Annotated in this window: 25 protein-coding genes and 1 tRNA gene; 11 read left to right on the top strand and 15 right to left on the bottom strand. The window is 63.5% G+C overall.

All coding sequences use genetic code 11. The features are described from left to right. The first annotated feature begins 384 nt into the window (after positions 1-384). Both J4O76_RS18410 and J4O76_RS18405 read left to right on the top strand, forming a co-directional pair. Positions 385-1,158: a hypothetical protein gene (locus J4O76_RS18410; protein WP_426283425.1), complete on the top strand. Its 774-nt coding sequence runs from the start codon at positions 385-387 to the stop codon at positions 1,156-1,158. Then, positions 1,155-1,772 (top strand): hypothetical protein, encoded by a 618-nt coding sequence (locus tag J4O76_RS18405; protein WP_426283424.1) that lies wholly within the window; start codon positions 1,155-1,157, stop codon positions 1,770-1,772. Before J4O76_RS18410 ends, J4O76_RS18405 begins: the two co-directional genes overlap by 4 nt. On the opposite strand, the gene J4O76_RS18400 is transcribed toward J4O76_RS18405, so the two are convergent. Then, positions 1,769-2,248 (bottom strand): hypothetical protein, encoded by a 480-nt coding sequence (locus J4O76_RS18400; RefSeq protein WP_426283423.1) that lies wholly within the window; start codon positions 2,246-2,248, stop codon positions 1,769-1,771. The genes J4O76_RS18405 and J4O76_RS18400 overlap by 4 nt on opposite strands. Next, positions 2,245-2,478 carry a hypothetical protein gene (locus J4O76_RS18395; RefSeq protein ID WP_426283421.1) on the bottom strand — a complete coding sequence of 78 codons (234 nt, stop codon included), beginning with the start codon at positions 2,476-2,478 and terminating at the stop codon, positions 2,245-2,247. Before J4O76_RS18395 ends, J4O76_RS18400 begins: the two co-directional genes overlap by 4 nt. Positions 2,479-2,816: 338 nt before the next feature. Here J4O76_RS18395 and J4O76_RS18390 point away from each other — a divergent pair, with 338 nt between their 5' ends. After that, the gene (locus tag J4O76_RS18390; RefSeq protein WP_426283419.1) at positions 2,817-3,770 is read left to right on the top strand and encodes a hypothetical protein; all 954 of its coding nucleotides are present in this window, start codon (positions 2,817-2,819) and stop codon (positions 3,768-3,770) included. Between the two features lie 189 nt (positions 3,771-3,959). Here the strand turns inward: J4O76_RS18390 and J4O76_RS18385 are convergent, their stop codons facing one another. Beyond that, positions 3,960-4,331, bottom strand: a complete 372-nt coding sequence (locus tag J4O76_RS18385) for a hypothetical protein (protein ID WP_426283417.1) — start codon at positions 4,329-4,331, stop codon at positions 3,960-3,962. A gap of 617 nt (positions 4,332-4,948) precedes the next feature. Here J4O76_RS18385 and J4O76_RS18380 point away from each other — a divergent pair. The 3 genes from J4O76_RS18380 (at position 4,949) to J4O76_RS18370 (ending at position 6,541) form a co-directional block, all read left to right on the top strand. Continuing rightward, positions 4,949-5,395 carry a hypothetical protein gene (locus J4O76_RS18380; protein WP_426283415.1) on the top strand — a complete coding sequence of 149 codons (447 nt, stop codon included), beginning with the start codon at positions 4,949-4,951 and terminating at the stop codon, positions 5,393-5,395. Beyond that, the gene (locus J4O76_RS18375) at positions 5,395-5,778 is read left to right on the top strand and encodes a hypothetical protein (RefSeq protein ID WP_426283413.1); all 384 of its coding nucleotides are present in this window, start codon (positions 5,395-5,397) and stop codon (positions 5,776-5,778) included. Before J4O76_RS18380 ends, J4O76_RS18375 begins: the two co-directional genes overlap by 1 nt. 334 nt (positions 5,779-6,112) lie before the next feature. After that, positions 6,113-6,541, top strand: a complete 429-nt coding sequence (locus J4O76_RS18370; RefSeq protein WP_426283411.1) for a hypothetical protein — start codon at positions 6,113-6,115, stop codon at positions 6,539-6,541. Positions 6,542-6,667: 126 nt separating this feature from the next. On the opposite strand, the gene J4O76_RS18365 is transcribed toward J4O76_RS18370, so the two are convergent. From J4O76_RS18365 to J4O76_RS18330, 8 genes are all read right to left on the bottom strand, one after another. Then, the gene (locus tag J4O76_RS18365) at positions 6,668-7,120 is read right to left on the bottom strand and encodes a hypothetical protein (RefSeq protein ID WP_426283409.1); all 453 of its coding nucleotides are present in this window, start codon (positions 7,118-7,120) and stop codon (positions 6,668-6,670) included. A 317-nt stretch (positions 7,121-7,437) separates the two neighbouring features. Beyond that, on the bottom strand, positions 7,438-7,944 hold the full coding sequence (locus tag J4O76_RS18360) for a MucR family transcriptional regulator (RefSeq protein WP_426283407.1): 507 nt from the start codon (positions 7,942-7,944) through the stop codon (positions 7,438-7,440). Between the two features lie 3,495 nt (positions 7,945-11,439). Then, complete coding sequence (locus tag J4O76_RS18355; RefSeq protein ID WP_426283406.1) at positions 11,440-12,303, bottom strand: hypothetical protein; 864 nt, start codon at positions 12,301-12,303, stop codon at positions 11,440-11,442. After that, positions 12,296-12,448 carry a hypothetical protein gene (locus tag J4O76_RS18350; protein ID WP_426283404.1) on the bottom strand — a complete coding sequence of 51 codons (153 nt, stop codon included), beginning with the start codon at positions 12,446-12,448 and terminating at the stop codon, positions 12,296-12,298. The genes J4O76_RS18355 and J4O76_RS18350 overlap by 8 nt, the downstream gene beginning before the upstream one ends. A gap of 127 nt (positions 12,449-12,575) precedes the next feature. Beyond that, on the bottom strand, positions 12,576-13,526 hold the full coding sequence (locus J4O76_RS18345; RefSeq protein WP_426283402.1) for a hypothetical protein: 951 nt from the start codon (positions 13,524-13,526) through the stop codon (positions 12,576-12,578). A 320-nt stretch (positions 13,527-13,846) separates the two neighbouring features. Further along, complete coding sequence (locus J4O76_RS18340) at positions 13,847-14,458, bottom strand: hypothetical protein (protein WP_426283400.1); 612 nt, start codon at positions 14,456-14,458, stop codon at positions 13,847-13,849. Positions 14,459-14,585: 127 nt separating this feature from the next. After that, on the bottom strand, positions 14,586-15,056 hold the full coding sequence (locus J4O76_RS18335; protein WP_426283398.1) for a hypothetical protein: 471 nt from the start codon (positions 15,054-15,056) through the stop codon (positions 14,586-14,588). Between the two features lie 518 nt (positions 15,057-15,574). Next, positions 15,575-15,648 (bottom strand) — tRNA-Gln (locus J4O76_RS18330). Positions 15,649-15,812: 164 nt separating this feature from the next. Between J4O76_RS18330 and J4O76_RS18325 the strand changes: the two genes are divergently transcribed. Then, positions 15,813-16,877 (top strand): Ppx/GppA phosphatase family protein, encoded by a 1,065-nt coding sequence (locus tag J4O76_RS18325; RefSeq protein WP_426283397.1) that lies wholly within the window; start codon positions 15,813-15,815, stop codon positions 16,875-16,877. Further along, positions 16,874-17,545, top strand: a complete 672-nt coding sequence (locus J4O76_RS18320) for an RlmE family RNA methyltransferase (protein WP_056487962.1) — start codon at positions 16,874-16,876, stop codon at positions 17,543-17,545. The genes J4O76_RS18325 and J4O76_RS18320 overlap by 4 nt, the downstream gene beginning before the upstream one ends. A gap of 413 nt (positions 17,546-17,958) precedes the next feature. Here the strand turns inward: J4O76_RS18320 and rpoZ are convergent, their stop codons facing one another. Further along, complete coding sequence (rpoZ, locus tag J4O76_RS18315; protein WP_055882033.1) at positions 17,959-18,303, bottom strand: DNA-directed RNA polymerase subunit omega; 345 nt, start codon at positions 18,301-18,303, stop codon at positions 17,959-17,961. Positions 18,304-18,432: 129 nt separating this feature from the next. Between rpoZ and J4O76_RS18310 the strand changes: the two genes are divergently transcribed. Beyond that, on the top strand, positions 18,433-19,593 hold the full coding sequence (locus J4O76_RS18310) for a phospholipase D-like domain-containing protein (protein WP_426283394.1): 1,161 nt from the start codon (positions 18,433-18,435) through the stop codon (positions 19,591-19,593). A gap of 270 nt (positions 19,594-19,863) precedes the next feature. Here the strand turns inward: J4O76_RS18310 and J4O76_RS18305 are convergent, their stop codons facing one another. Further along, positions 19,864-20,478: a class I SAM-dependent methyltransferase gene (locus tag J4O76_RS18305; protein WP_136188766.1), complete on the bottom strand. Its 615-nt coding sequence runs from the start codon at positions 20,476-20,478 to the stop codon at positions 19,864-19,866. A 181-nt stretch (positions 20,479-20,659) separates the two neighbouring features. On the opposite strand from J4O76_RS18305, the gene J4O76_RS18300 reads away from it, so the two are divergent. Continuing rightward, a complete protein-coding gene (locus J4O76_RS18300; protein WP_426283391.1) occupies positions 20,660-20,983 on the top strand; it encodes an antibiotic biosynthesis monooxygenase in 324 nt (107 codons plus the stop codon). Between the two features lie 74 nt (positions 20,984-21,057). Next, positions 21,058-22,317 (top strand): MFS transporter, encoded by a 1,260-nt coding sequence (locus J4O76_RS18295; RefSeq protein WP_426283504.1) that lies wholly within the window; start codon positions 21,058-21,060, stop codon positions 22,315-22,317. Between the two features lie 15 nt (positions 22,318-22,332). Here J4O76_RS18295 and J4O76_RS18290 read toward each other — a convergent pair whose 3' ends face one another. Then, positions 22,333-22,887 carry a TetR/AcrR family transcriptional regulator gene (locus J4O76_RS18290; protein WP_426283389.1) on the bottom strand — a complete coding sequence of 185 codons (555 nt, stop codon included), beginning with the start codon at positions 22,885-22,887 and terminating at the stop codon, positions 22,333-22,335. A gap of 35 nt (positions 22,888-22,922) precedes the next feature. Next, positions 22,923-23,387, bottom strand: coding sequence for a DUF1348 family protein (locus J4O76_RS18285; protein WP_426283387.1), 465 nt, complete (start codon positions 23,385-23,387; stop codon positions 22,923-22,925). Positions 23,388-23,410: the final 23 nt, after the last annotated feature.

The raw sequence follows: 23,410 nt of genomic DNA, 5'->3' as shown, positions 1-23,410 counted from the left end.
GCGGATCCCGAAGGAACCGCTTTGCGCGACCGAAGCCGCGAGGATTCGGCATGATCCCGGTTTTCGACGAACTCCGGTTCAGAACGGATCTGATGGGGCTACGCGTGTCGCTGCAGAAGAGGTGGCCGCCCCCTCGCGATCCGCGCTTGCTTCGATGCCGCGCTCATGAAAGGTGTTCGATATGATGTCCGGGAGGTTCCGCAGCTCGAGCAGCGAAGTCGTCCGGTCGCCGGTGTCACCAGCCTGCGAAAAAGCGCAGAAGGACTCCCGGACGTCGCCACCGACCGCCGACGCTGATTCCCGGCGGATCGGAGCTCAAAGCGGCGTCGTGCGCCCCCTCCTCGTTGTCAAACATGCGGCCTTCTGCCCGGTAGCGGTGGGACTTTGAGCGCCGCGACGCCCGGATCGGCAGCGCTGCCGCCTTTTCCCGCTGCGCTGCTGACGGCGACCGGCGAACGTCACATCGAAGCCCTGCGCGCTTGGGGCTGCCGCATCGGACTGGCCGCCCGCGAGGCGCTGGCTGCCGCCGATGACATCGAGCGGACCGTGGGCGACCGCGGGGCTCGCATCCGTGCGGTGTCGGATCACTTCGGGCTCGCGAACTCGCATCACTGCCTGCACGTCGAACCGCTGGAGTGGCTCCGCCTGAACGAGACCCAGGCGACGAAGGGCCTGAAGCACTTCCTGGCGTCCGATGACGAACGCATCGGATGCTTCCTGCGAGCCCTGGCGCCATCGATCGTCTGGCCGATGGACCTCGAGGATCTGAGCGTGGCGGCGGAGGTGCGCTCGGGTCGGGGGCGCATAGATCTGCTGATGCACGGCAGGGCCCGCAACCGCATGTGGGGGGCGGTCGTCGAGGCGAAGTTCGAGCATGGCCTCGGGAACAATCCCCTCAGCGCGTACAGGCGCCATGCCGTGAACCTGCGGATGACGGTAGCGACCGATGGATCGGCCGAGCGCACCGGCGCCCTGATCGTTGTCGGCAAGCGACGCTGCCGTCAGACGCGCAGGAAGCTGTCGCGGAACGAGCATTGGCGCTTCGTGCATTGGCACGAGGTGCTGCGGCGTTTCGATGCGGCGCTGACTGAACTCAAGGTGGACGAGGACTTCCGCCGCTTCCGCCGGACACTCTGGGAACGAGCAGGCGAACCATGACAGATGAGCCGAAGATGCCTGCGACGGTCGCCGCCTTCCTGGACAGTCCCGCGGTGCGGACCGCGGTCGAGGCGCTCCTGGCGATGGAGGCCGGCGCTCTCCCGCCGGGGCTGGAGTGGGACGAGCTCGACACCTATTACCTGGCACGCGGCGGTGCCGAACTGACGCGTCACGACATGGCGCACTTCCTGCGCCTGCTGTGGAGGACGATCTGGGGCCGACGGCTCGGACCGCACTGGCGTCCTGCTCCGCTCGAAGAGCTGGTCGACGAGGAGTACGCGGTCACGCCTGAGGTGATCTGGGCCGAGAAGTCTTTCACGACCTACCACTATCAGGAGCCCTACGTCCTCTACACCGACGTCAGGCTTGGACCGAGCGCGTTGAGCATCGCCTTCTCCATCGAGGACGATGATGCGGATGAGACATTGATCGAACGGCACTTCCCGCCGTTCCGCTGGAGCGCGCCGGGAAGCAGGGAATGGTCCGGATGGCTGGTGCTGCAGGTTCCGTGCGAACCGCGTGGTACGCTGCCACCGCTGGCCATTCTCGTGGAAGCCGCAGCGGCAGCCTACGCCGCGGCGGAGGAGGCGGTCGCGGCCCACCGGCTGCGCTAGGATTTTCGGGGCACATCCGGCATCGACCGCCGCTCGACGGGTCCTTCGTCCGCGTCGGTCAGCACTTCGCCAGACTTCTCACCGTCGAGCTTGCCGCTGGAGATCGGCAGCTTCGACAGTTCTTCGCGAGCCCTGGTTAACAATCGAGGTCCAGTGTCCGCGCGCGCGCCCCCTTCATCCATCCGCGGCAGGCCCAGCCGACCATTCGTTCGTCCACCCAGCCGCCGGACCTCGATCCATCCATCCAATGCCACTGGGGAGATCCGTAGTGCCTCGGAAGCATGGAAGCTTCCGATCGTCCCATGGCCCTCGCCGCCCCTCGCGCTGGTCCGTCGGAAGAGGACCGGACGGGTGATCAGCGGACCGGCGACCTGCTCGCACCGCCGCAGGTCCGCGTAGCGCCCTGGTGCATGATCGTGACGGCTGACGAGGGTTCCATACGCCAGCATCCGCGCCATGTCGGCGACGAGGATCATCTTTCGAGACGGACCGTGCCCACATGACCCTTCGTACCGATAGGACGGTTCGTGGCCATGCTCCACCGGATCAGCGCCTGGGGCTTCGTCGTGAAATAGACTACGACGGAGGTGTACCCGGGTCCGTGCGCGACGACCCTTGCCGGATGCCGCTCCTCCTCGGGACCTGGCCCGAACACGTAGACCAGCTTCGCGCCAGGCGGCAGGTTTCGCAGATCCTTTGCGTCCATGGCGTCCGTATGATCAAGTCGGCGATCACCGGCAAGGTGCCGCGCGGCGTCTCGTAGACGTGCGGAGGAGCCACCGGCTTTTCGACGCAGGGCATGCGTCTGGTCGCATCGCAAAGACCGTGCGTTCCGTCTAGGGTTCGACCGTGGAAGAGATGGAACCAGATCGAGCCCTCCGCAGGAATGCGCCGGGACCCGCCCGTCTCGCCTTCGGCGCGGCCTTGGCATGGGCCGCCGTGCGACTGCTGCGAACGGAGGGCGTCTCGCCCTCAGCGGGTGCGAAGCTTCGGCCTGATCGGCGGAGCCGTGAGGACCTGCTCGCGGAAGCGAGGCTATGGTACTTGATCGCGATCTCCGGCAGCCTCACCTCGATCGGCCTGGCGTGTCTCGCGTCGCTTCGCCTCGGCGTGGACGGCATCGACTGGCATCATGCCCTGCTGTTCCGCCTCTGCCTGATGGTACTGATACCGGTTCCTGCGTTCATCATGTGGCGACCCGCACGGGAGAGGCTGCGCGCGCCCTTCTGGACGACGTGGTGGGATCCGTCGAGCGAACGCGCGGACGGCCCGATCTGCTGGAACGACGTGCTTCGGATGGCCGTCGGCGCCGAAGCGGGCGACGCGCTGACGTCGCGGGAGCATCTCCGCCGGCAGCGTCTCGAACGCATGGTCATTCCCTACGCCCTCTGGCTGTCGGCCACGTCGTTCGCGGTTGCGATGATGATCGACGCGCTGCTGGTGTGGCGACTCCCGTCCTTCTTCGGGTCTTCGTCGAAGCAACCCGGCAACCTGTTCGAAGCGACCGCGAACGTCAGCGGCAACCTCACCGCGTACCTCGCGCTGCTCGCCGCTGCGATTTCCATCGTCTTCACCTTTCGACAACTCCGCGCGAAGGTGCGCGCCGACAATCGTCAGGCTTGGATCGACAGAGCGCGCAGGCTGCTGAGCGAGTTGGCGCAGAGTCCCTGCACGCCGATGGCCCCTCGTAGAGCTGAAAGGCTTTCGCGCTTCCGGATCGAACTGGAACTCATGCTCAACCCCAGTGAGAAGGATCACAGGCTCCTGATCTACCTGCTTCAGCGTCTGCACGTCCCGTTGCAAGTCGATGCGATCGTCGGGGCGCGGTCGCTGCTGGAGGTCGTGCGCGACGACGTGGCCTCAGGATCTTCCGTCGAAGCGGTCACGTGGCTCGGGTCGGTTTACAGGGCGGATCCGGAGCACCTGGTCGGCTATGTCGTCAGGCTCTCGCATGTCGTTCTCAAGCGGGAATGGGAGCGCGTGAAACATACGCGGTGAGCGGCCTGGCGCTGCCCGGCGTCGCCTGACCGACCTGCAAGCGCGTCGGATCTCGATGACGACCGTCCCGCCGTCGGAACGATCGGTTGATGCTTCTTCAGGTAGCAGCCGTCGCTCACGAAGCGTCGCGTAGCAGCCAGTTTCAGATGAGCGACTTTGACGGCGGGGTCCCCAGCGGGCCCGAGGGCTCTAGCGGTTGAGCAGAATGAGGCCGAAAGCGGCCGTCACGAGGAACGCGAATCCCACGACGAATAGAAGAACGGACGGTCCGTCGCGTCTCACTCGACGAGCGCTGGCGAGAAAGTAGCCCGCCACCATTACCGCGAGGGCGCCCAACGCCGTCAGGCTCAGGTAGAGCACCCCAAGCGCTCCAAGTGCCCGACCTTCGTGCAGGGTTGCCGAGTTCCTGACATGACGGACCGTCTCGCCATTCGTCGACGCCGCCGGCGTCGGCTTGGACGGCGCGAGTATCTTCGCGGCGTTACCCGGAACATCGTGCATCGAAGCGTCGGCCGCTGTGCAGCATGCCATCGCGACGAGCGCCATCACTATCTTCTTCATTCCATTCCTCCAGAGAGTTCCACTCTCTCGACATCACTTCTCGAAGTTCCTCATGCTATCTGCCTGGACGTTCAGCCGGCAGCCTGGACCCGTCCGTCGTCAGGAATCTGATTGCTGGCATGGCTCCCGGCGTTCCTGCTGGGCATCTGGTGCACCGCGTCAGATCCGATGATCGCGGATCGCGGTCCCTTCGCATGCCTACCGCCGCATGCGGACGGTAGGGGACCGGACGACACCTTCGGAATGTCGCCGACGATCTGCCGTCACCAGATCCCGAATGGACGGTATCGAGACTTGGATTGCAGCGTCATGACGCCGAAGACTGGCACGTCATCGGCGTGGGCCAAGCAAATTGCAGTAAAGAACGGCTGGATGGATCGCCTACCCTTCATGCCGTCCTTGCGGCCGAGAGGGACATTACTCGCGTTCACTGGACCATCGTGCCGATCCCTGTTGAAGATTGACCGCAAGCTCCTCGATCCGGTCCATCCGCGGCGCACCGTGATGCGACATTCAAAAGTACGGCATCGGACGGACACTGGCCCGACTAATGTCGTACTGGAGGCAATCCGGCCTTCGTTCAGTCGATGCTAACCCTTCGAGCGCATGCCTTGAGCATGATGCGCCTTCTTACGATCGTCACCGCCACTGCAGCCCTCGCCAACTGCGGTAGCGCGTCCGCACAGTGCGCTACTCGCGACGCACAGGGCCTCGTTGCCTCGATGAAACCGGCTGAGCAGTTCAGGTCGATGCTGACCATGGCAGTGGGGCGAACCGAGACTGCCGCCATGGTGAAGGCCCGGGACGGTGCTTCGGGTGATAGAAAGCTTGCGCAGGCGATCGATGCGACTGTTGCGCGCCATGGCGCCGAATGGGAGAAGAACCTGGTCAGTAGCTGGCAGTCGCTCAGCGCCGCGGAGATCGGCCAGGCATGCGCCGCGATGCAGGAAAACGATCAGAGATCGTTCATGCCCTTTGCCCAACGCGTCGGTCCCCAGGTGCAATCGCGAAACGAACTTCTGTTACGCAACGCTGCCGTGGAAGTTCTTAAAGCCGTCTGGTAATGCCCGATATGGCTTCCAGAGCTCCTACCGCATTCAGGAAATCGGCAACGGGAGCGTGGGAGACCACCGATGGAAAATATGAAGTTCGGCGTGAAGGTCTTCGGGTGGGAGAGCGTTTCACGCTTTATGTGAATGGTCGTCGTGAGGTAGCATTATTCGCTTGTCCGGAGCGATATGAGGGAGTGGACGGACCTGAGTACACTTGGATTTTAGGCGCAACTTCAGCGGTCGGTAAGACTGTTATCGGTTTTGAGACGTACGAGACCCTCTTCAACGCCTTCTTCAAGACATACCAGCAGACGACGGGGCTTAAGTCAGGAAGCCCCAGCATCGCCTTTGATCCTGATGTTGAACTTGCGATGTGGGACCGCTGGGGGCCGTAGCCTTGACGATTAACGCATTCGTGATCCAATTTCACGACTTGTCAGCCAAAGAACTGCAAGGAACCTAGGTATCCGACGATGCAGAAAGCCGATGCATTCGGTGAGCGCATTCGATGCAGGTTTGCTGAAAGCCTGCCGCGAAGGCCGCCGGCCCGTTTTTCTCTCCAACCCCGCCGGACGGCAACGACTCACGGGTTTCGTCGCTCAATCATTGATGATGTCCGATGGCTGCATGGGAAGGTCGAGACCGACGCTGCTGTTAAGGGCTCGGAAGGCCCTGAGAGCTAGACTCCGTTCCAACGTGGCGTGGGCCGACACAACGGGAGTAGGCAACTTGGCGACATCCCTCTCGATCCGGTTGTTCGGGACCTTGTTCGCGATCAGCCTGATGTTTTCGGCGGCACTTACGTACTACGCGACCCACACGATGAGCTTCGCCTTTCCGATCACCCCCGAGGCGATGACGACGTTGGTCCTGCGGATCCAGGCGATCCGGGCGGTCGGCTTGGGGCTGGCCCTGTTCCTGATGTTACTGGTGGTCGTATCAGCGTCGCGGGCAGCACGCGCTGCGCTGGCTTTGCGCTGGCTTCTATCCGTCATGACGAGTGTTGCGCTTCTGCGTGGATCAGGGCTGATCCAGCCGTTGGCGCAGCATGACACGGCGATTATCGCAACCTCCGTGCTGCAACTTGCGCTGGAGGGGTTGGCGATCATGCTGCTTTACGGGGAGGACGCGACCGATTGGTTCGAAGCGCGGCGCTGAAGATGCCTGACCCGCATTGTCCACGGTCGTCGCAGCGCAATCCGCTGAGGCGGAAGCGCCGATAACCGATCATCCCGGCTATGCGGCGGCTCTGCCGAAACGAGCCGATCGTTCAGCTTAAGTGTGCTAAGAGATGGAGAGCATGCGGATCTCACCGTCGCGCTGCCATCCCTTTGATGTGCGAATATAGCGAACCTCTAATTCCGCGCCACAAAGGCCCGGGCACGAAAATCCGAAATGGACGACGGCGCTTTTAGAGTCGCTGCGGATTTCTGGAACGCCGACAGAATAGATGAAGGCTTCTCGAACTTGTTGGCCGGGAGCAGGGGCATGCACTGCTGCTCGCGATCGGGCGTCGGCATCTGCAATCGGATACCCTTTGGGGAGCTCGGCCTTGAGCTTAGGGCATACCGTCAGTAGATCAGGGCGATCAGGAATGGGACTGGCATAGTAAGTATCAACTTCCTTGCTGCTGTTGACTTTTAAAAGATCATGCAAGGCGACGCTTCCAACTTGACAGACGACCGTCGAACTTGGAGAGGCGGCTGTCAGCATGAGACCGGTTAATAAAGCAATCATCTGCTATCCCCCGCGACTTCGCCAAGGCAAAGGTGCAGCGGAAATGGGATCCGGTCAACGCCTGGCCTCACCGAGCCTCGCCTAAAAACAGCCGGGTCGCGTTCCTTCCATTCGGCCATTCACTATGCAGAAGAGCGCAAGGTCAGTTCCTTGGCCAACGAGCCCAAGGAATTTGGAACCGGCACAAACGTCGTTCCTGTGTTGCAACCGGCTTCGTAACTACCGAAGGTCGAACTCGTCGTCGATCATGATCACGTCAGATTGCGCCAAAAAGGGGCAGCCCGGCTTCCCGTTCCCCAGGAAGCCGGACCGTTGGATCATTCCGCTGCTGCTTCCTCGGTCTTGCGCTTGCGCGGAGCAGGAGCGGGCTTTGCGTCGGCCTTGGCCGCATTCGTCTGGCCAGGCTTGCGACCGAGGCCAATGCTCTTGGCCATGGTTCGACGTGCCTCCGAATAGGTAGGAGCGACCATTGGGTAATCCGCCTTCAGGCCATAACGCTCGCGATACTCCGCCGGCGTCATGCCGTTGGTGGCGAGGTGACGACGCAACGTCTTGTACGGCTTGCCATCGATCATGCTGATGATGTGGTCGGGACTGGCAAGCGACTTTCGAGCCGTCACGGCCGGAGTGTATTCTTGAGCAGGTGCTTCGGGCTCGGCAGCAGTAGCGTTTCCGCCGACCAGCGTTGAAACTGTTTCGTGCATCTTGTTCAGAAACGCCGGAACGTCGTCGGCATTGGTACGCGTGTTTGGATTGGCCAACCAGGCGATTGTCAGTTCCGTGGCGAGTTCAACGGGATTCAGATCGAGGGTGGTATCGGACATAGAAGTCTCCATTTCTAGATGCGCATCTAGGTAATGGACTGGCATCTGGCAATCTTAGACCGTGCCTGGGCATCTATTCGCAGCGCGTTACTGTTCTCCACCGAACGTGCGTAATATGTGAAAAAACGTGACGCCTCTGCGATAGGAAGCGACTGACTTACTCAGCTTGGACCGAATTTCGTGATCAAATAAAGCCTGAAAGAAATCAAACGTTGGTAAACGCAGCGCCTCACCGCCGTTCGCCTGTAACGACACGTGATGTCAAATCAACCATGCTGTAGCTGGCATAACGACAAGGTAGTTTTTCATTTCACACGTTGATAGACATAAACGCTGATCACATCTTTGCGCGACATGTTCCTATGACGACCATCACCAGTTTCCGCGATTACGAGGCAGGCACAGCTCAGGTTTATCTGGATCTCCGATCTCATGCTTGGCATGTGTCCTGGCCAAGCCGAGTCGTACTGACTTGACACATCCATCGTCGACAGACCAAACCTACGAACATCTTCAACGAGATGTCGATCGTCGTACCAAAGCTCGATGTCAGAATCAAAGCCGAGTCTGCTTAATTTTCCCTGGCTCATGACTGCAGGCTGCCCGTCGATTGATATCTTTTCGACGATTGCCCCGTCCTTGCATACGGAGAAAATTAGGTCTTCTGGTACGCCATCCCAGTTGTACGCACATGGGTATAGTTGCGAGACGATGCTCGTTACGACGACGCCGGTAGGGGCTGACTGGCCAGCAGTACTCAAGCGGGCGCGAATGCTCGACTCGCTGACTGGTAATCCCTTTTCGAGAAGCTAGAGTGCCACTCCAATCACGGCCTCTGGCGTAGAGGCGAGGATGCCAGTTCGAGGTCGAACCTCAGAACGCTCTGATTCTGACGGGCAATGCTGCAAAGCGCACCGTCCGTCACGTTTCGACCCGTCATCCAGTTGACGCACTGCCTTTCCGGCATTGCTCAGGCGTTCCGTGGCAGACGTCGCGCGGTCCAGTACAAAGGCCGCGACTGAACGGCCGCGCGGATCAGGACCAATGCCGTAGGGTACGGTCGTCCCCGGCATGCCACCCCGCGCTTCCGGCAGGTACAGCATCGCGGCAGATTGAGACGAAGACGTTGTCGGCCCCGCGCATGAGGGCAGCAGAAAGGTAACTAGGCAAAGCAACTTTTGCATCGGCATCCCGTCACACTGGCAGCCCTGTCATACTGCTGCAATTGGGCGAAACGGTGTTGGGGCGATTACCATTTGAGAAAACGGTCGTGCAGCTTTCGGAAAGGCAGGTGGTGATAGCCGACATCGTACGGCGCTACCGAACTTACTCCCATGGGGATTTTGCCTTCCCCGGACCTTTTCTCAAGGGATCTTAGGCCGGGAAACCTGCCCACCGATGTCGCTGACGGCCACACCAGGCTTGCACTTTCACGAAATCCGTTCCCGATTCCGACGGCAGAACGGGAAGGATGCGCTCGGTTCTGCGCGGACACAGAGCGGCGTGCGCCGCTGACGCTGAGCACAGATGCGAACCGCAGTCCGAAAACGTGAACGTCGCGTTCCATCGCCTCCGTTCGACCGGTGGGAAACACATGGCCCGTCGGCCGATCAGCCGTCCTCGAGTGGCACATCGGTTCGTTCGGAGAGATGGAGCACGGGCCTGCCTGCCTGGCGACCATGGATCGTTGAACCTACCCTGCCGCGCCAACGTCAGATCGCCGCCAGCGGGATCGGTCACTCGCGGCCTGGCGATCGGCCTTGCGGCTTCCTTTGCAATCGAAGCTGTCAGAGTGGGGTCGTGAGATATGGAATGATTCTCCGAAAGTCTTCGCGATCCTGTTTCGTCGAGGACTCCGTGCATCGCTTCGGCCGCTCTACGTCGACGAGGACCGGATGATGTTCGTTCCAGTCGGACTGACTGAGATCTCATTTCCGCTGCTCCATGAAGCAGCCCTCGCGAGGCGCCACTTTCGTCGTTGCGCTCCCAGTCGAAGCTAAATTGGCTGCGTCGCGGCTTATGAAACAGCCGCGGAAGATCGGGGAAGCTCCTTAGATGGCGTCGGGCTTGACGTGCTCGCGGAACTCCGTGTCGCTGAGCCTGTAGGTCGGCGCCGAGACGCTCTTCGAATTGACGCTAAGCGTTTGCGGGGATGTAAAATTATGTATCGAAAGGAGCAGGCGAAGCCCAATTCTTCCAGAACCAGTGCGCCCTGCCATTCAGGCTGCTCGATATATGTCGTCCGCTCCGCCAGATTGGGACCGACGTAATCGAACAGGAGTTCCCTGGTTCGGTCGGCAGGTCCTCGACTTCATAGGAGATCATCACTGGTATGCCTTGCTCCACCCCTGGGGCCCTCCTGAGCATCCGTTCCGCGTCGACGGCGAGCGCATCAACGTCGCCACGGCAATGGTCTCAGCGACGCGGACATCAATCGACTTGCGATTGCGTTCCACCTTCATGCTCGACGACGTCCGCGACGCGAGGCACCGTTCATGCGGAAGCCAACCGGAGACTCGATCGAGTCTCCGGTTGATCAGCTGGGTATGAAAGTCGGCTTGGCCGACGAAGCGCTACTTCAAGATGGACGACCCTCTCCCGGAGACGCGTCCGCCGCACTCCGGAACTCAAGCATCGGCATGCGCCTCGCAGGCGTCATGGGCCGGTTCCGCTGGCACGGCGCCGGAACAGCCCATCCTGGACCTCAGGGGCACCTTCCCGGCGCCTAGGACTAACGGTCAGCCCCGATGCCCGTTCGTTCCGTCGGCATTGGTTCCGAATTGCCAGTTCGATGGTCCATGTACATCACTTCGTCGGGCGTCACGGCGCGAAGACAGAACCAACCCTTCGGCTTGCGCTTGCTCGGCGCCGCCCATTCGGTCCGGTTCGGTACGGCCGGCGTGTCCCTCGACGAGCGCGACTGGGATCCGGGTTCCAGAACTCGGCATCACCCCGGCCCCTTCTACTATCTAAGAATCTAGATTCAGATTGTTGAAGTAGTTGGCGCGTGGATCACGGGAAACAGTCCTTCGTCCCTGAATCGCCAACAGGTTGATTCCGCGGACCTCGCTGAATCCCACCGATTCGAGTCAGCCGTCCCCGTTATCCACAGGCTGGGGACAATTTCAGACGGTGTGAGCATGTGTGTGGATAACCATGGAGTTACCCACGGCACGCTCGCAACGATCGATGTTCGGCCAGTTATCCACAGAATGATCCACGGCTTGCCCACAATTCCGCGAATTCCCCGGCGTGAACGGCGCTCGTGTATGCACTGTTCGGACCTTGGATGACGTGCCGTGGCAGGGGACGCTGAGTTCGTCCCAGGACCAGACGGTGTTGTTGTCGACGGGAGCGGCCCTTACGCTTCGATCGAGCGGGGGGGGGCGACGGGGACGCGGCGCGCCCTGCGCCTGAGCCACGCCCGCACCGGATGCGGTCGTGATCACGCCTGACAAGGTCGGCGTATGGAGAGCCGCAGGATAGCGGAGCGGATCATGCGAAGGCTTCGCAGAACTTCACGAGCCGACGCTCGAGCAGAAATCGCCACCCCTCAATTTCCGATGGGGCCATGCTCGAAGGCGCAAGGGACCCGCGGCGACCGGCGGCCTTCGTGCGGACCGCCTCATCGCGAGACCAAGCGGAACTCGCGACTATGAGCCTTCCCTCGAGCGGAGTGCCGAGGAGAACGCGCATTGCCATGGAGTGGGCGTGGCACATGTCCGAGCGCCGAAACGACGGCATCCTGATCTCGTTGTCGGTCCACCAGACGCGGCGATCCGCGTCGTCCATGCTCGAAAGCAGCTTCAGCGGCCCCAGCGCGAAGGGTATGGCGAGCGTCGGTCCGTCCACCCGGACCGCGGCCCTCACGGCCGGGTGGAAGTGCCGGACGGCGGCCTTCCGAAGCTGATGCACCGTCCAGGCGCGCGCTGCGGCGTCCGAGCCCAGGCACTGTCGAAGGGCCTGCGCTGCCGCGACGTCGATCAGGAGCCGTCGAGGGTCCGCGAAGGCGTCCGGCTCCATTGGCGCCGAGATGCCCAGCGCCGCCGCCCGGACCCGTCGACGGTTCTGATCGGCGATGGTCGCCGCCGCCTGGTGGAGGACCGATACGACCAGCGCGTCGACGTCCCAGCGGAGGTCGATCACCAGGGCGAAGACCGTGCGCATCCTTTCGAAGCCAGGTCCCCATCCGTCGAACGCGACGCGGTAAAGACGACCGTCCCCACCGATGCAGCGGGCGGCAGCCGCCTTGCCGCGTCCTGCCAGGCTGACGTTCGTGGAGACGGTAACCTCGCACGCGATGTTCACGCTGAGGTCGACGGCGGCGGCTATCGCGTTCGTGGCGATGGTCTCAAGCATTCTCGTCCTGCCTCTCCGGTCCGATCGCCGGACCGCCTGCTTCGAGTGCACCGATGGCGAGGTCCTTCGGGTCCTGTCGGGCGGAACGCAGACCATCGATGCCGCAGACGACGTCGAGGCCGACCACGCCGCCGGACGTTGTCATGACCGAAGCGATGATCGGCGTCGCGGCGGCCGCCAAGCCAGAGAGCCGGCCATGCCGCTATGCGTGCTCGCGAACGAGCGGCCTTCGTGGTGCCGGCTGCTAGATGCCGGCGGCTGGCGTTCCATCGTCAGGCATGTCCGGGGTTTTCCCACTTCGCAGCGATCTCGACGGCCAGCGCCATCCGCTCGTCGAAGAAGGTCCGGAGATACTCTGGGGCTGGATCCGACTCCGCGAGCATCCTGTCGACGAAGGCAAGAGCCGCCTTCCTCAGGGCGCTGGCGGAACCGAAATGCGCGAGGAGATTGCTTAGCGGAGCCTCGATTAGCGGCATCGGCGTCGGGTCGATGACCCTTACGACGTGGTCGACGAAGACCGTCCGGTGCAGCGTGGCATGCTCCCAGCACAGAGTCGCGGTCCGGATGTCGATGTCCTCATGGAACGGCGTTTCGGATGCCGGAACGTCCGCGTCGGCCGGCGACTGGACCCCGCAAAGAGCCTCGTGCAGCAGCATGCTGCAGTGCAGGCCCCGAGAAGCGACCCAGGCGGCGGGCAGGACGGCCAAGACGATCGAGGCGTCGCGCCAGAACTCCGGTAGACGATACCTCGACAGATCCTTGCTGGTCAGGCCGGTGTTGACGACCCATTCGATCTCGCCGGGTCCCCAGTCGTTGGCGCCGTTGAACTCGCCCTTCCATTCGTTGCCGTCGCTGTCCTCGAAGGCCGATCCGCTGAACACGAGCGCGGGAAACTCGCGCGCCAACGCTTCGAACACCGGCGTTGGGAACTCCCAAGGGGTGTCGAACTGGAAGCATATCCCGTCTTCCTCGTCGCTGTGTATCGTCAGGTTGTCCGCGTTCCGATCGACTCCCCAGTTGAGCGAGGCCCATCCCACATAGTTCGAGAGCGCCTCTTCGGGGGGCATCGGAATGATGCCGTTGAAGTCGAGCACGATGCCGCGGCGATGCGGATCAAAGGTCCGGTCCGCATCGGTGATCGGCCGGAACATCATGCTCTTGAAGCGAGCGACTTCGGCGGTGGCGCCCTTGACCTCGAATCCGCTATGTACCCAGTTCGGCATCTCCTGTTTTCCTTCATCGTTGAATTGTCCCTGAATCTGACAGCGCTGGCTACGCACCGTCGCGCCTCCATGAGATGGCTCCGACGACGATCCTCAATCGAAGTGGCGCATGGGCAGCGTCGCCTCGAGAAGCCGCTTCAAGTCGGTTTGCATCCGGCTCGCGCCGACGAGCGCCACGTGCCCGTCAAGACGTGCGTCGCCGCCCACGCCGGTCCGTCCGGGCGATCGACCGCCTCATGCGGTCGATTTTCGGTCGGATGCCGGGACTGGGCACCTAGCTTCCGCCGGGACGGTCCCCCCGCGTCGACCGGGGGCGTCTCTTAATCATCATCATCATCATCGTCGTCATCGTCATCGTCATCGTCATCGTCATCGTCATCGTCATCGTCGTCATCGTCATCGTCGTCGTCATCGTCGTCATCGTCATCGTCGTCATCGTCGTCGTCGTCGTCGTCGTCGTCATCGCCGCCGAACAGCTTGATGATGATCGAGTCGGTCTTGCCTGGTCCCCAGTCGTCGGCGCCATTGAACTCGCCCTTCAGTTCGATTTCGTTGTTGTCCTCGAATGCCGATCCGCGGAACACGAGTCCTGGGAACTCGTCCGCCAGCGCCTCGAAGACGGGAGTCGGGAAATCCCAGGGGGTGTCGAACTGGAAGCGCATCTTGCCTTCCTCCTCCCTGATCACGCACAGATTGTCCGCGTTCCACTTCGAGCCCCAGTTGCGGACGGCCCAGCCCTCGTAGTTCGAGAGCGCCTCTTCGGCGGGCATCGGGATGATCCCGTTGAAGTCGAACTTCAGGCCGCCGCCAAGGGGATCGAAGCTCTCCTCGAGTTCCAGGTCCGTCTTCCTCCGGAACATCATGCTCTTGAAGCGACCGACTTCGGCGGGGGCGCCGGTAACGGTGAATCCGCTGCACATCCAGTTCGGCATCTGTCGTTTCCTTTCTGTCGTGTCGTCGTTGGAATGGCCGTCGGGTCTCGACGCGATCGCCCGTTCTACGGACGGTCGAGCGGGCGGCCCGATCGGTTTGGAACGAGTCCGGATCGGCACGCGCCGGTTAGTCGAAATGCCGTATGAACACGGTCACCTGGAGAAGTCCGGTGAAGTCCGCCTGGAGCCGGTTCGCCACCACGAACGCCATGTGCTCGTCGAGCCGTACGTCGTCGGCCACCCCGGCCCACGCTCGCGCCATGACGTAGGCGCCAAGCGCCTTGTTCCCGGTGAGGACTCCGGAGCGCAGGAAGAGCCGCAGAGTCGTCCGATCGTGAAAGCGCAGGCCGATCGTAGCCCTGCCGAGAGCGAACGGCTTGGCCGTGGACTTCAGGAACGGATGCACTCTGGTCTCAGCCGCCACGGCGGCGAATTCGACCTTCTCGAGGATCTCGGCGGACTGGGCGTCCGTGGGGTCGAATGCGCAGCGCCAGTCGTCGGCGGCTGCGGGACCCAGGTCTTTGACCGGTCCTCGCGGCCCGATCGTTCGCGCGAGGATTGGCCGTCCTCGGCCTTCGGGCGTTCGCCGATCCGTCACAGCGAGGCCCCGACGAGCGATCGGACGCGCTCGGGCGGCCGGATGCCGCTCGCCTCGGCTCTCGTCGGCTCGTCGATGCCGTTCTTTCCTACCGACCTGTGTCTCGTTGATGCGGTGAGGCGCGTACGAAGGCGCTGGCAGGCGTCGTGGCCCACTGAAGAGGTCCCGGTCGTGGGAACGACGATTCCGGCTGCGCAAACCCTGAGCGATGCGGAACGTTCGGAACCGGCATCGCTAGCCACGAGCGCATGAGGATCGATCGATGCCGCCGTCGCCGCGTAGCTGCCGTCGTCAGCGACATGGACGCAGTCTGCCGAACTGCGATCAGTCGAACGCGGTTCAGTTGCGGCGGCCGCTCTTACAGCGGACGGACAGTTCGTCTTGTGATTGCACATCAGCGCGCTCCTCGGTTTGATCGAGGCACGGATATGATGCATGTCCGTCGGTGATTACCAAGCTTATCGCGGGCAATCTTGTTGTCTCAACGGGCCTGCTTTGATGGCAAGGCGCAGAAGCGCTGGATGCCCCGTGAGGATTCGAACCTCAATAGGCGGTATCAGAAACCGCAGTCTTACCATTAGACGACGGGGCATCAGCGAGGGCGGGCTCTACGGGTGGCCGCCGAGGCTGTCAACGCCAAGATGATGCCGTTCCGCCACTTCGCTTGCGTAATCGCGCCGCCGCGCTACATTCGTGTCCAAGCACCGGGCGGGTATTTTCCCGCGGCGGCAGACATAGATAGCGAGTTTTACGGCGATGGGGGATGTTTCCGCCCGAATGCCGTTCCGGCAGGGTAGTCCTGCCCGTCCGGCGGCGACCCGGCCCTCTCGTGGGCGGTGGGCCGATGCGCAGGCGTTTGCCGCGCTGGATCTCGGCACCAACAATTGCAGATTGCTGATCGCGCGACCGCAGGCTGGCGGGTTTGCGGTGATCGATGCGTTCTCGCGAATCGTGCGGCTGGGCGAGGGATTGGCTTCGACCGGCAAGCTGAGCGATGCGGCGATCGAGCGGACGATCGCTGCCTTGCGCGTGTGTTCGGACAAGCTCCAGCGGCGCAACGTCACGTTGGCGCGATCGGTCGCGACGGAGGCGTGTCGGCAGGCGTCGAACGGGCCTGCGTTCATCGCGCGCGCGCTTGCCGAGACGGGAATCCATCTCGACATTATTTCCGCCGAGGAAGAGGCGCGGCTGGCGGTGCTCGGCTGCCATGCACTGATCGAGCCGGGGGAGGATCCCGCGCTCGTGTTCGATATCGGCGGCGGCTCGACCGAGCTCGTGCTAGTCGATACCTCGACGCCGATCCCGACCGTGCTCGACTGGCATTCGGCGCCGTGGGGCGTGGTGTCGCTGACCGAGCATGCCGGTGGCGGCGAGGGCGAAGGCGGCCGTCGTGCCGCGTATGCGAAGATGCGTCAGGTCGTTGCCGACAGTTTCGCGGGGTTCGCTAGCCGCCTACCCCGGCATATCGAGCGGCCGCGTTTGCTCGGCACCAGCGGCACGGTAACGACGCTCGGCAGCGTGCATCTCGGGCTCAGCCATTACGATCGCTCGGTGGTCGATGGACTGATCGTGCCCGCGTCGGCGATGCGCAAGATCAGTGCCGACCTTTCCCATATGTCGATCACGGAGCGCGCCAAGCTGCCGTGCATCGGCAACGAGCGCGCCGACCTGGTGGTCGCGGGCTGTGCCATTCTGGAGACGATCATGGATTTGTGGCCCGCCGAACGGCTCGGCATCGCCGACCGCGGTATTCGCGAGGGTATCCTGCGCGGACTGATGGGCTCGCCCAAGCCCGGCAAAGCCACGGGAGCGGTGGCATGAGCCGCGGCGGTTCCGGCGGGCATGTCCGCGTGCTCACTGCGCGCAAGCGGACTGCGCAGTCGACGAGGTGGCTCGAGCGGCAGCTGAACGATCCGTATGTGAAGCGCGCGAAGGCGGACGGCTATCGCAGCCGGGCGGCCTACAAGCTGATCGAGCTCGACGAGCGGTTCGAGTTGATCCGCGGATCGAAGCGTGTGGTCGATCTCGGCCTCGCGCCGGGCGGCTGGGCGCAAGTGATCCGGCGGCGGATACCCAAGGCGACGGTCGTCGGGATCGACCTGCTGCCGGTCGATCCGATCGAAGGCGTGACGATCTTCGAGATGGATTTCCTCGACGATGCGGCGCCTGGCAAGCTGATCGAAGCGCTGGGCGGCGCGCCGGACCTGGTGCTGTCGGACATGGCGGCGAATACCGTCGGGCATCCGCAGACCGATGCGTTGCGGACGATGGCGCTGGTCGAGACGGCGCTGCACTTTGCGTGCGAGGTGCTGGAGCCAGGTGGCACGTTCGTGTCGAAGGTGTTCGCGGGCGGCGCGGATTCCGAGCTGGTTGCGGAAATGAAGCGGAACTTCAAGACGGTGAAGCATGCCAAGCCGCCGGCAAGCCGTAAGGGGTCGGTCGAGTGGTTCGTGGTAGCACAGGGGTTTAAGGGTCGGTCAGCGGATTAGCGTGGCTAATCCGCGTCGCGGACCGACCCCGGCCAGCGTTGCGCAGCAACGACTGACGACGCGGCTTTGCCGTGGCGCCCTACCTTAGCGTGGTCACAAGCAATGCGGTTGGAATGAATCATAAGCATGTTTCCCCGTGAAGACGGGGATCCAGACTGGGCTCCCGCCTTCGCGGGAGAACAAGGAGGCGGGGTCGCACTACTACGTGCCCTCACCCTTCCCACGGCAAGCGCCGCGGGCCCCTTCCCTCTCCCCTTCAGGGAGAGGGTACAAAGAAAAAGCCCGTGGACCTTTTGGGTCCACGGGCTCTCTCTATTCCGCGCGCCGCGGCAAAGCCGCGTCGTCGGCCGGGCTATGCCCGCCGGCCGGGGTTTCGGCCAAGGCGCGGATTAGCTTTCGCTAATCCTGCTGCCTCAACCCTCGTAATCAGCCCCGAGATTCTGGTTCCGCGGCGGTGCAGCGGCGGTAAGCCGCAACGCCTCGGCCGAAGCGGCCAAGCTGCCGACGGCATCGACCTCGTCGTCGTCGTCGACGCGAACCTTCTGCAGGCCCTGGATGACCTGTTCCTTGAGATGCGCCGGCTTGACGTTCTCGTCTGCGATCTCACGCAGCGCGACGACCGGGTTCTTGTCGCGGTCGCGGTCGAGCGTCAGTTCGGCGCCGCCCGAGATCTGGCGCGCACGCTGGGCCGCGAACAACACCAGGTCGAACCGGTTGGGGATCTTGTCGACACAATCCTCGACGGTAACGCGCGCCATGCGGCTTCCTTCGTAACAACGATAGAATGAGAATGCGTCGCCTACGGGGGGTGGCCCGCAAAGTCAAGAAATGCGCGGATCACCGCCATCGGGTTGCCACCCGAGCGCCCGGTGTCCATCACGCACGCCATGGACGATCCCGCAGACCAGCCGACTTTCAGCGTCGACGGCAACCAGATGACGCTGCTCGATACCGGCCCCCGCCGCCTCGACGCGGTGCTCGCGCTGATTAACGGCGCCGAGCGAACCCTGCGGATCCTCTATTACATCTACGCCGACGACGAGTCCGGAAAGCGCGTCAACGCAGCGCTCATCGCCGCTGCCAAGCGCGGCGTCGAGGTCGCGCTGATCGTCGACGGGTTCGGTAGCGACGATGCGCCGCAAGCCTTCTTCGAACCGCTAAAGACCGCCGGCATCTCGGTATGCCGCTTCTCCGCCCGGTTCGGCCGCCGCTATCTGCTCCGCAACCACCAGAAGCTCGCGCTTGCCGACGAAACGCGGATCATCATCGGCGGCTTCAACATCGAGGACGATTATTTCGGCACCGCCGCGGAACAGGCATGGCGCGATTTGGGCTTGCTCGTCGAGGGTCCGGCGGCGGGGCGGCTGGCAGGCTATTTCGATGCGCTGAAGGACTGGATTCATGAACCCAAGGGCAAGCTGCGTCATCTGAACGCTGCGCTATCGCACTGGAGCGAGACCAAGGGCCCGACCCGCTGGCTGATTGGTGGACCGACGCGGAAGCTGTCGCCCTGGGCACGTGCCGTGCGCGACGACATGCGACGCGGGCGGCGGATCGACATCATCGCCGGGTATTTCACGCCTAGCCCCGCGCTGCTCCGGCGGCTCGACAAGGCCGGGCGGCGGCAGGCCGAGGTACGGGTCGTCACGGCCAGCAAATCGGACAACAACGCGACGATCGCGGCGGCGCGGTTCACCTATGCAGGACTGTTGCGCAAGGGCGTGCGGCTGTTCGAATACCAGCCGACCAAGCTGCATACGAAGCTCTACGTGATCGACGATGCGGTACATATCGGCTCGGCGAACTTCGACATGCGCAGCCTGTTCATCAATCTCGAACTGATGCTGCGGATCGAGGATGCGGCGTTCGCAGCGCATGTCAGGGGGTATATCGATGGCGAGGTGGCCAAGTCGACCGAGGTGACCAAGGAACTATACCAGGCGAACACCGGGTGGGTGCAGCGTATCAAACAGCTCGGGGCGTATTTCGTGGTGGCGGTGGTCGACCCGAGCTTGTCGCGCGGGCTGAACTTCGGGATCGACGAGTAGGGGTCGGGGGCCGAGGGGCATCTACTCTTTCCCGTCATCCTGACGAAAGTCAGGATCCAGGGTCGAGAATGCCATACTAATTGGCTCTGGGTCCTGACTTTCGTCAGGATGACGGAGAGGATTTGGACGAGGTTTCCGTTTACCTGACTCAGAGCAGCACCAGCGCCGACGGCAAAGCCGCCGTCGGACGGGTTCGGCTATCTTAGCCGACCCGCCGGCCGGGCCTGAAGCTGCGCTTTGCGCATCGGCGCGGACGTGGCCGCGCCTGCTTCAGTCCTTCCACGCCCAATACAGCTGCGCCGGCGGCACGTTCCACCACTCCATGTCGTGATCGATCGACTCGAAATGCGGCGTCAGGAAGTCCTTAACCTTGGGCGAGAACTGATAGACCAAGAACGCACCGCCGGTCCGCAGCACCGAGTGCGTCGCGGTCGCGATCGCCGGGCCGACACCAGGCGGCAATGTGGAAAAAGGAAGCCCGGACAGCACGTAGTCCGCTTTTTCGAAACCATGGTCGGCGACGATGGTCTCGACCTCGTCGGCCGACCCCAGCACCGCGAAGAAGCGTGGGTCGGTGATCGTGTGGCGCAGATACTGAATGAATTCGGGGTTCGTATCGATCACCACCAGCTTGGCGTCGGACGCCATCCGGTCGAGGATCGGCCGGCAGAACGTGCCGACGCCCGGGCCGTATTCGACGAACAGCTTGCAGTTCGCCCAGTCCACCGGACCGAGCATCTTGCGGATCAGCTTGTCCGACGACGGCACGATTGACCCGACCATCACCGGGTGTTTCAGGAACCCTGAAAAGAACATCTGCCACGGGGACGGCACGCCGGCTGGTCGGCTGCGTGCACGCCGGGTGGCGGTGGTCGAACTGGGCATCGCGTTCCTTACGGTCAGGGGTCCCGCACGCTGGCGAGGCTTTGGCCCTCCCGTCGCACGAATTCCGAACGCGTTTCAAGGGCCGCAGGTTGCATCGGGCGACGAACCGAAGCGGAAGTCGTGCTGCGCCAAGTGGTTCTGGCAGCTTTGCCAAGCGTACGGCATCGCTTAAGCACACATCATGAACGACGATCGGGCAGGACAGATTGCTGTTATTTTCGTGTCGATCCGTAACGATGCGGACGCCGCAGGTTATGGCGAGGCCGCCATGGCCATGGACGCGCTAGCCGCGGCTCAACCTGGCTATCGCGGCGTTGACAGCGCGCGCGAAGCGGGCGGCATAGGGATCACCGTCAGTTATTGGGCGGACGACGCCGCGGCGATCGCGTGGCGCCACCATCCCGAGCACACCGCGATTCGCGAGTTCGGGCGCGCGCACTGGTACGACAGCTATTCGGTCAACGTCGCGCGGATCGAGCGCGCCTATCACTGGACACGAGCGTGACCGGTGCGGTAATTGGCGGGGCGACCGAAGGCCCGAAGATCGACGACCCGAAGATTGATCGGCGCTTCGCGCTGATGTTCCTGGTTATGCTGACGATCGCGGCGGGAAATACCGCGCTACAATCGGTGTTGCCTGCGCTCGGGCGGTCGCTCGGGGTGGCCGACAGTGCGGTCGCGGCGGCGTTCTCGGTGTCGGCGTTGCTGTGGGTAATCGCCGCGCCGTTCTGGGCGAACCGGTCTGACAAGCACGGCCGGCGCGCGATGATTCTGCTCGGCGTCGGTGGGTTCAGTGTGTCGCTGACCGTGTGCGGCGTGTTCCTGCTCGCCGGGATCAACGCCTGGATCGGCGGCACGACCGCGTTCCTGTGCTTCATCGGCGGCCGGCTGATCTACGGCACGTTCGGCGCGGCCGCACCGCCGGCGGTGCAGGCGCTCGTCGCCGGCGAGACGACGCGGGAAGAGCGGACCAAGGCGCTGACGTTGCTCGCCTCGGCATTCGGGCTCGGCACCATATTGGGGCCGGCGATCGCGCCGTATTTGATCCTCGGCTCGATCGGCGGAGTCGAGATCGGCTTGGCGGGCCCCGCGTTCCTGTTCGCGGTGTTCGGGGTGGCGGTGTGGATCACGGTGCGGCGGATGCTGCCCGACGACAAGATCGTCGCCCCGCACGAGACGCACGGCGCGAGTTCGGCCTATCCCTCGATTGGTGGTGCGCCGACCGGGGCCTCGGTCGCCGCCGCGACCGGATCGCATGTCGAGCATGTCGGCTACACGGATCCCCGCATCCGCGCGTGGATGATCGCCGGGCTGGTGATGGGCCACGCGCAGGCCATGACGGGGCAGGCGATCGGCTTCCTCGTGATCGACCGTCTCCACCTCGCCCCTGCCCTCGCGCTGGAGCCGACGGGCATCGTCCTGATGATGGGCGCTGGCGCCGCACTGCTGGCGCAATGGGGCATTATCCCCCGCCTCAACATGACCCCGCGGCAACTCGTGCTGACCGGACTGGTGCTTGCCGCGGCCGGCACCGCGCTGACCGGGATCGCGACCTCGCTCTACACGATCGCGACCGCCTATGCGCTGGCGAGCCTCGGCTTTGGCTTCACGAGACCGGGGTTTACCGCCGGGTCCTCGCTCGCGGTTGGCGCCAACGCGCAAGGCTCGGTCGCGGGCAAGGTGACGTCGATCAACGGCGCGAGCTTCGTGCTGGGGCCATCGATAGGCGTCGGACTGTACGAAGCGCAGCACTCGCTGCCCTATCTGGTCGCGGGCGCGGCCTGCGTGGTGATGATCGGCTATGCTTGGGTTTCGCTGCGTGATGCGAAGGACGTTTAGGCTTGATCAGGCCGATTACGCATCGGACCTGCCATGACATGCCACCGCGTCGAGCAAAATCCCTTCCAGCCGACGGACGATCCGCACGAACGCGGTCTCGTCACCCAACGCGCGCGCCAGGACGATCGCGCCCTGGATCCCGGCAACCGTGTCTTCCGCGAGGCGCACGGCCAGCGTTGACGGGATAGCGCTCGCTTCGAGGCAATGCGCCAAGGCCGATATCCAGCGGGAAAAATACCCGCTGATCCGGACCGCGAAAACGTCGCCTGAGGCGCCCAGACCGAGCCAGCCGACGAGGCAGACCCTGCCCCCGGACTGGAAATACGCCGTCACATCCTCGATCATGGCGGTGATTGCCGATGCCGGGTCGGTCGCCTGCTCCAGCGGCACGAAGATCGTCGTCGCGAACCAATCGTCTATCTCGGCGAGGACGGCGTCCATCATCTCCACCTTCCCGCCGGGGAAAAAGTTGTAGAGGCTGCCCTTGCCGAGCCCGGTCGCCTTCGAGAGCGTCGACAGGCTGGCGCCCTCGAAGCCGTGCTTGCGAAACGCCTCGGCGAGTGCCGGCAAGGCGTCGGCGCGATCGGTCAGGACGCGCTTCGCGGTCAGAGGCCGAGATCGCTCAGCGAGGGATGGTCGTCGGGGCGACGGCCGAGCGGCCAATGGAACTTGCGGTCGCCGTCCGCGATCGCGCAGTCGTTGATCGAGGCGATGCGGCGCGCCATCAGCCCGGCGTCGTCGAACTCCCAATTCTCGTTGCCATAGGAGCGGAACCAGTCGCCGGCGTCGTTGCGCCATTCATAGGCGAACCGCACCGCGATCCTGTTGCCGTCATGCGCCCAGACTTCCTTGATGAGGCGATAGTCGAGTTCCGCCGCCCATTTGCGCGTCAGGAAGACGACGATCGCGTCGCGGCCGGTCAGGAACTCGGTCCGGTTCCGCCAGACGCTGTCGGGCGTGTAGGCCAGCGACACCTTGTCCGGATCGCGACTGTTCCACGCGTCCTCCGCCATGCGCGCCTTCTGCGCTGCGGTCTCATGCGTGAATGGAGGCAGTGGCGGTCGGGACATGGCGGCACCTATCAACTAACTTG

The sequence above is a fragment of the Sphingomonas sp. NFX23 genome (genome assembly GCF_049887795.1).
Classification (GTDB): Bacteria; Pseudomonadota; Alphaproteobacteria; order Sphingomonadales; family Sphingomonadaceae; genus Sphingomonas.
This window is presented reverse-complemented; position numbering and strand designations above follow the sequence as displayed.

Excerpts from the sequence above, each read along its gene's own strand:
- J4O76_RS18405 (WP_426283424.1), top strand. The coding sequence starts at position 1,155 with ATGACAGATGAGCCGAAGATGCCTGCGACGGTCGCCGCCTTCCTGGAC.
- J4O76_RS18400 (WP_426283423.1), bottom strand. The coding sequence starts at position 2,248 with ATGATCCTCGTCGCCGACATGGCGCGGATGCTGGCGTATGGAACCCTC.
- J4O76_RS18395 (WP_426283421.1), bottom strand. The coding sequence starts at position 2,478 with ATGGACGCAAAGGATCTGCGAAACCTGCCGCCTGGCGCGAAGCTGGTC.
- J4O76_RS18385 (WP_426283417.1), bottom strand. The coding sequence starts at position 4,331 with ATGAAGAAGATAGTGATGGCGCTCGTCGCGATGGCATGCTGCACAGCG.
- J4O76_RS18380 (WP_426283415.1), top strand. The coding sequence starts at position 4,949 with ATGATGCGCCTTCTTACGATCGTCACCGCCACTGCAGCCCTCGCCAAC.
- J4O76_RS18375 (WP_426283413.1), top strand. The coding sequence starts at position 5,395 with ATGCCCGATATGGCTTCCAGAGCTCCTACCGCATTCAGGAAATCGGCA.
- J4O76_RS18365 (WP_426283409.1), bottom strand. The coding sequence starts at position 7,120 with ATGATTGCTTTATTAACCGGTCTCATGCTGACAGCCGCCTCTCCAAGT.
- J4O76_RS18360 (WP_426283407.1), bottom strand. The coding sequence starts at position 7,944 with ATGTCCGATACCACCCTCGATCTGAATCCCGTTGAACTCGCCACGGAA.
- J4O76_RS18355 (WP_426283406.1), bottom strand. The coding sequence starts at position 12,303 with ATGCTTGAGACCATCGCCACGAACGCGATAGCCGCCGCCGTCGACCTC.
- J4O76_RS18350 (WP_426283404.1), bottom strand. The coding sequence starts at position 12,448 with ATGACAACGTCCGGCGGCGTGGTCGGCCTCGACGTCGTCTGCGGCATC.
- J4O76_RS18345 (WP_426283402.1), bottom strand. The coding sequence starts at position 13,526 with ATGCCGAACTGGGTACATAGCGGATTCGAGGTCAAGGGCGCCACCGCC.
- J4O76_RS18340 (WP_426283400.1), bottom strand. The coding sequence starts at position 14,458 with ATGCCGAACTGGATGTGCAGCGGATTCACCGTTACCGGCGCCCCCGCC.
- J4O76_RS18325 (WP_426283397.1), top strand. The coding sequence starts at position 15,813 with ATGGGGGATGTTTCCGCCCGAATGCCGTTCCGGCAGGGTAGTCCTGCC.
- J4O76_RS18320 (WP_056487962.1), top strand. The coding sequence starts at position 16,874 with ATGAGCCGCGGCGGTTCCGGCGGGCATGTCCGCGTGCTCACTGCGCGC.
- rpoZ (WP_055882033.1), bottom strand. The coding sequence starts at position 18,303 with ATGGCGCGCGTTACCGTCGAGGATTGTGTCGACAAGATCCCCAACCGG.
- J4O76_RS18310 (WP_426283394.1), top strand. The coding sequence starts at position 18,433 with ATGGACGATCCCGCAGACCAGCCGACTTTCAGCGTCGACGGCAACCAG.
- J4O76_RS18305 (WP_136188766.1), bottom strand. The coding sequence starts at position 20,478 with ATGCCCAGTTCGACCACCGCCACCCGGCGTGCACGCAGCCGACCAGCC.
- J4O76_RS18300 (WP_426283391.1), top strand. The coding sequence starts at position 20,660 with ATGAACGACGATCGGGCAGGACAGATTGCTGTTATTTTCGTGTCGATC.
- J4O76_RS18295 (WP_426283504.1), top strand. The coding sequence starts at position 21,058 with ATGTTCCTGGTTATGCTGACGATCGCGGCGGGAAATACCGCGCTACAA.
- J4O76_RS18285 (WP_426283387.1), bottom strand. The coding sequence starts at position 23,387 with ATGTCCCGACCGCCACTGCCTCCATTCACGCATGAGACCGCAGCGCAG.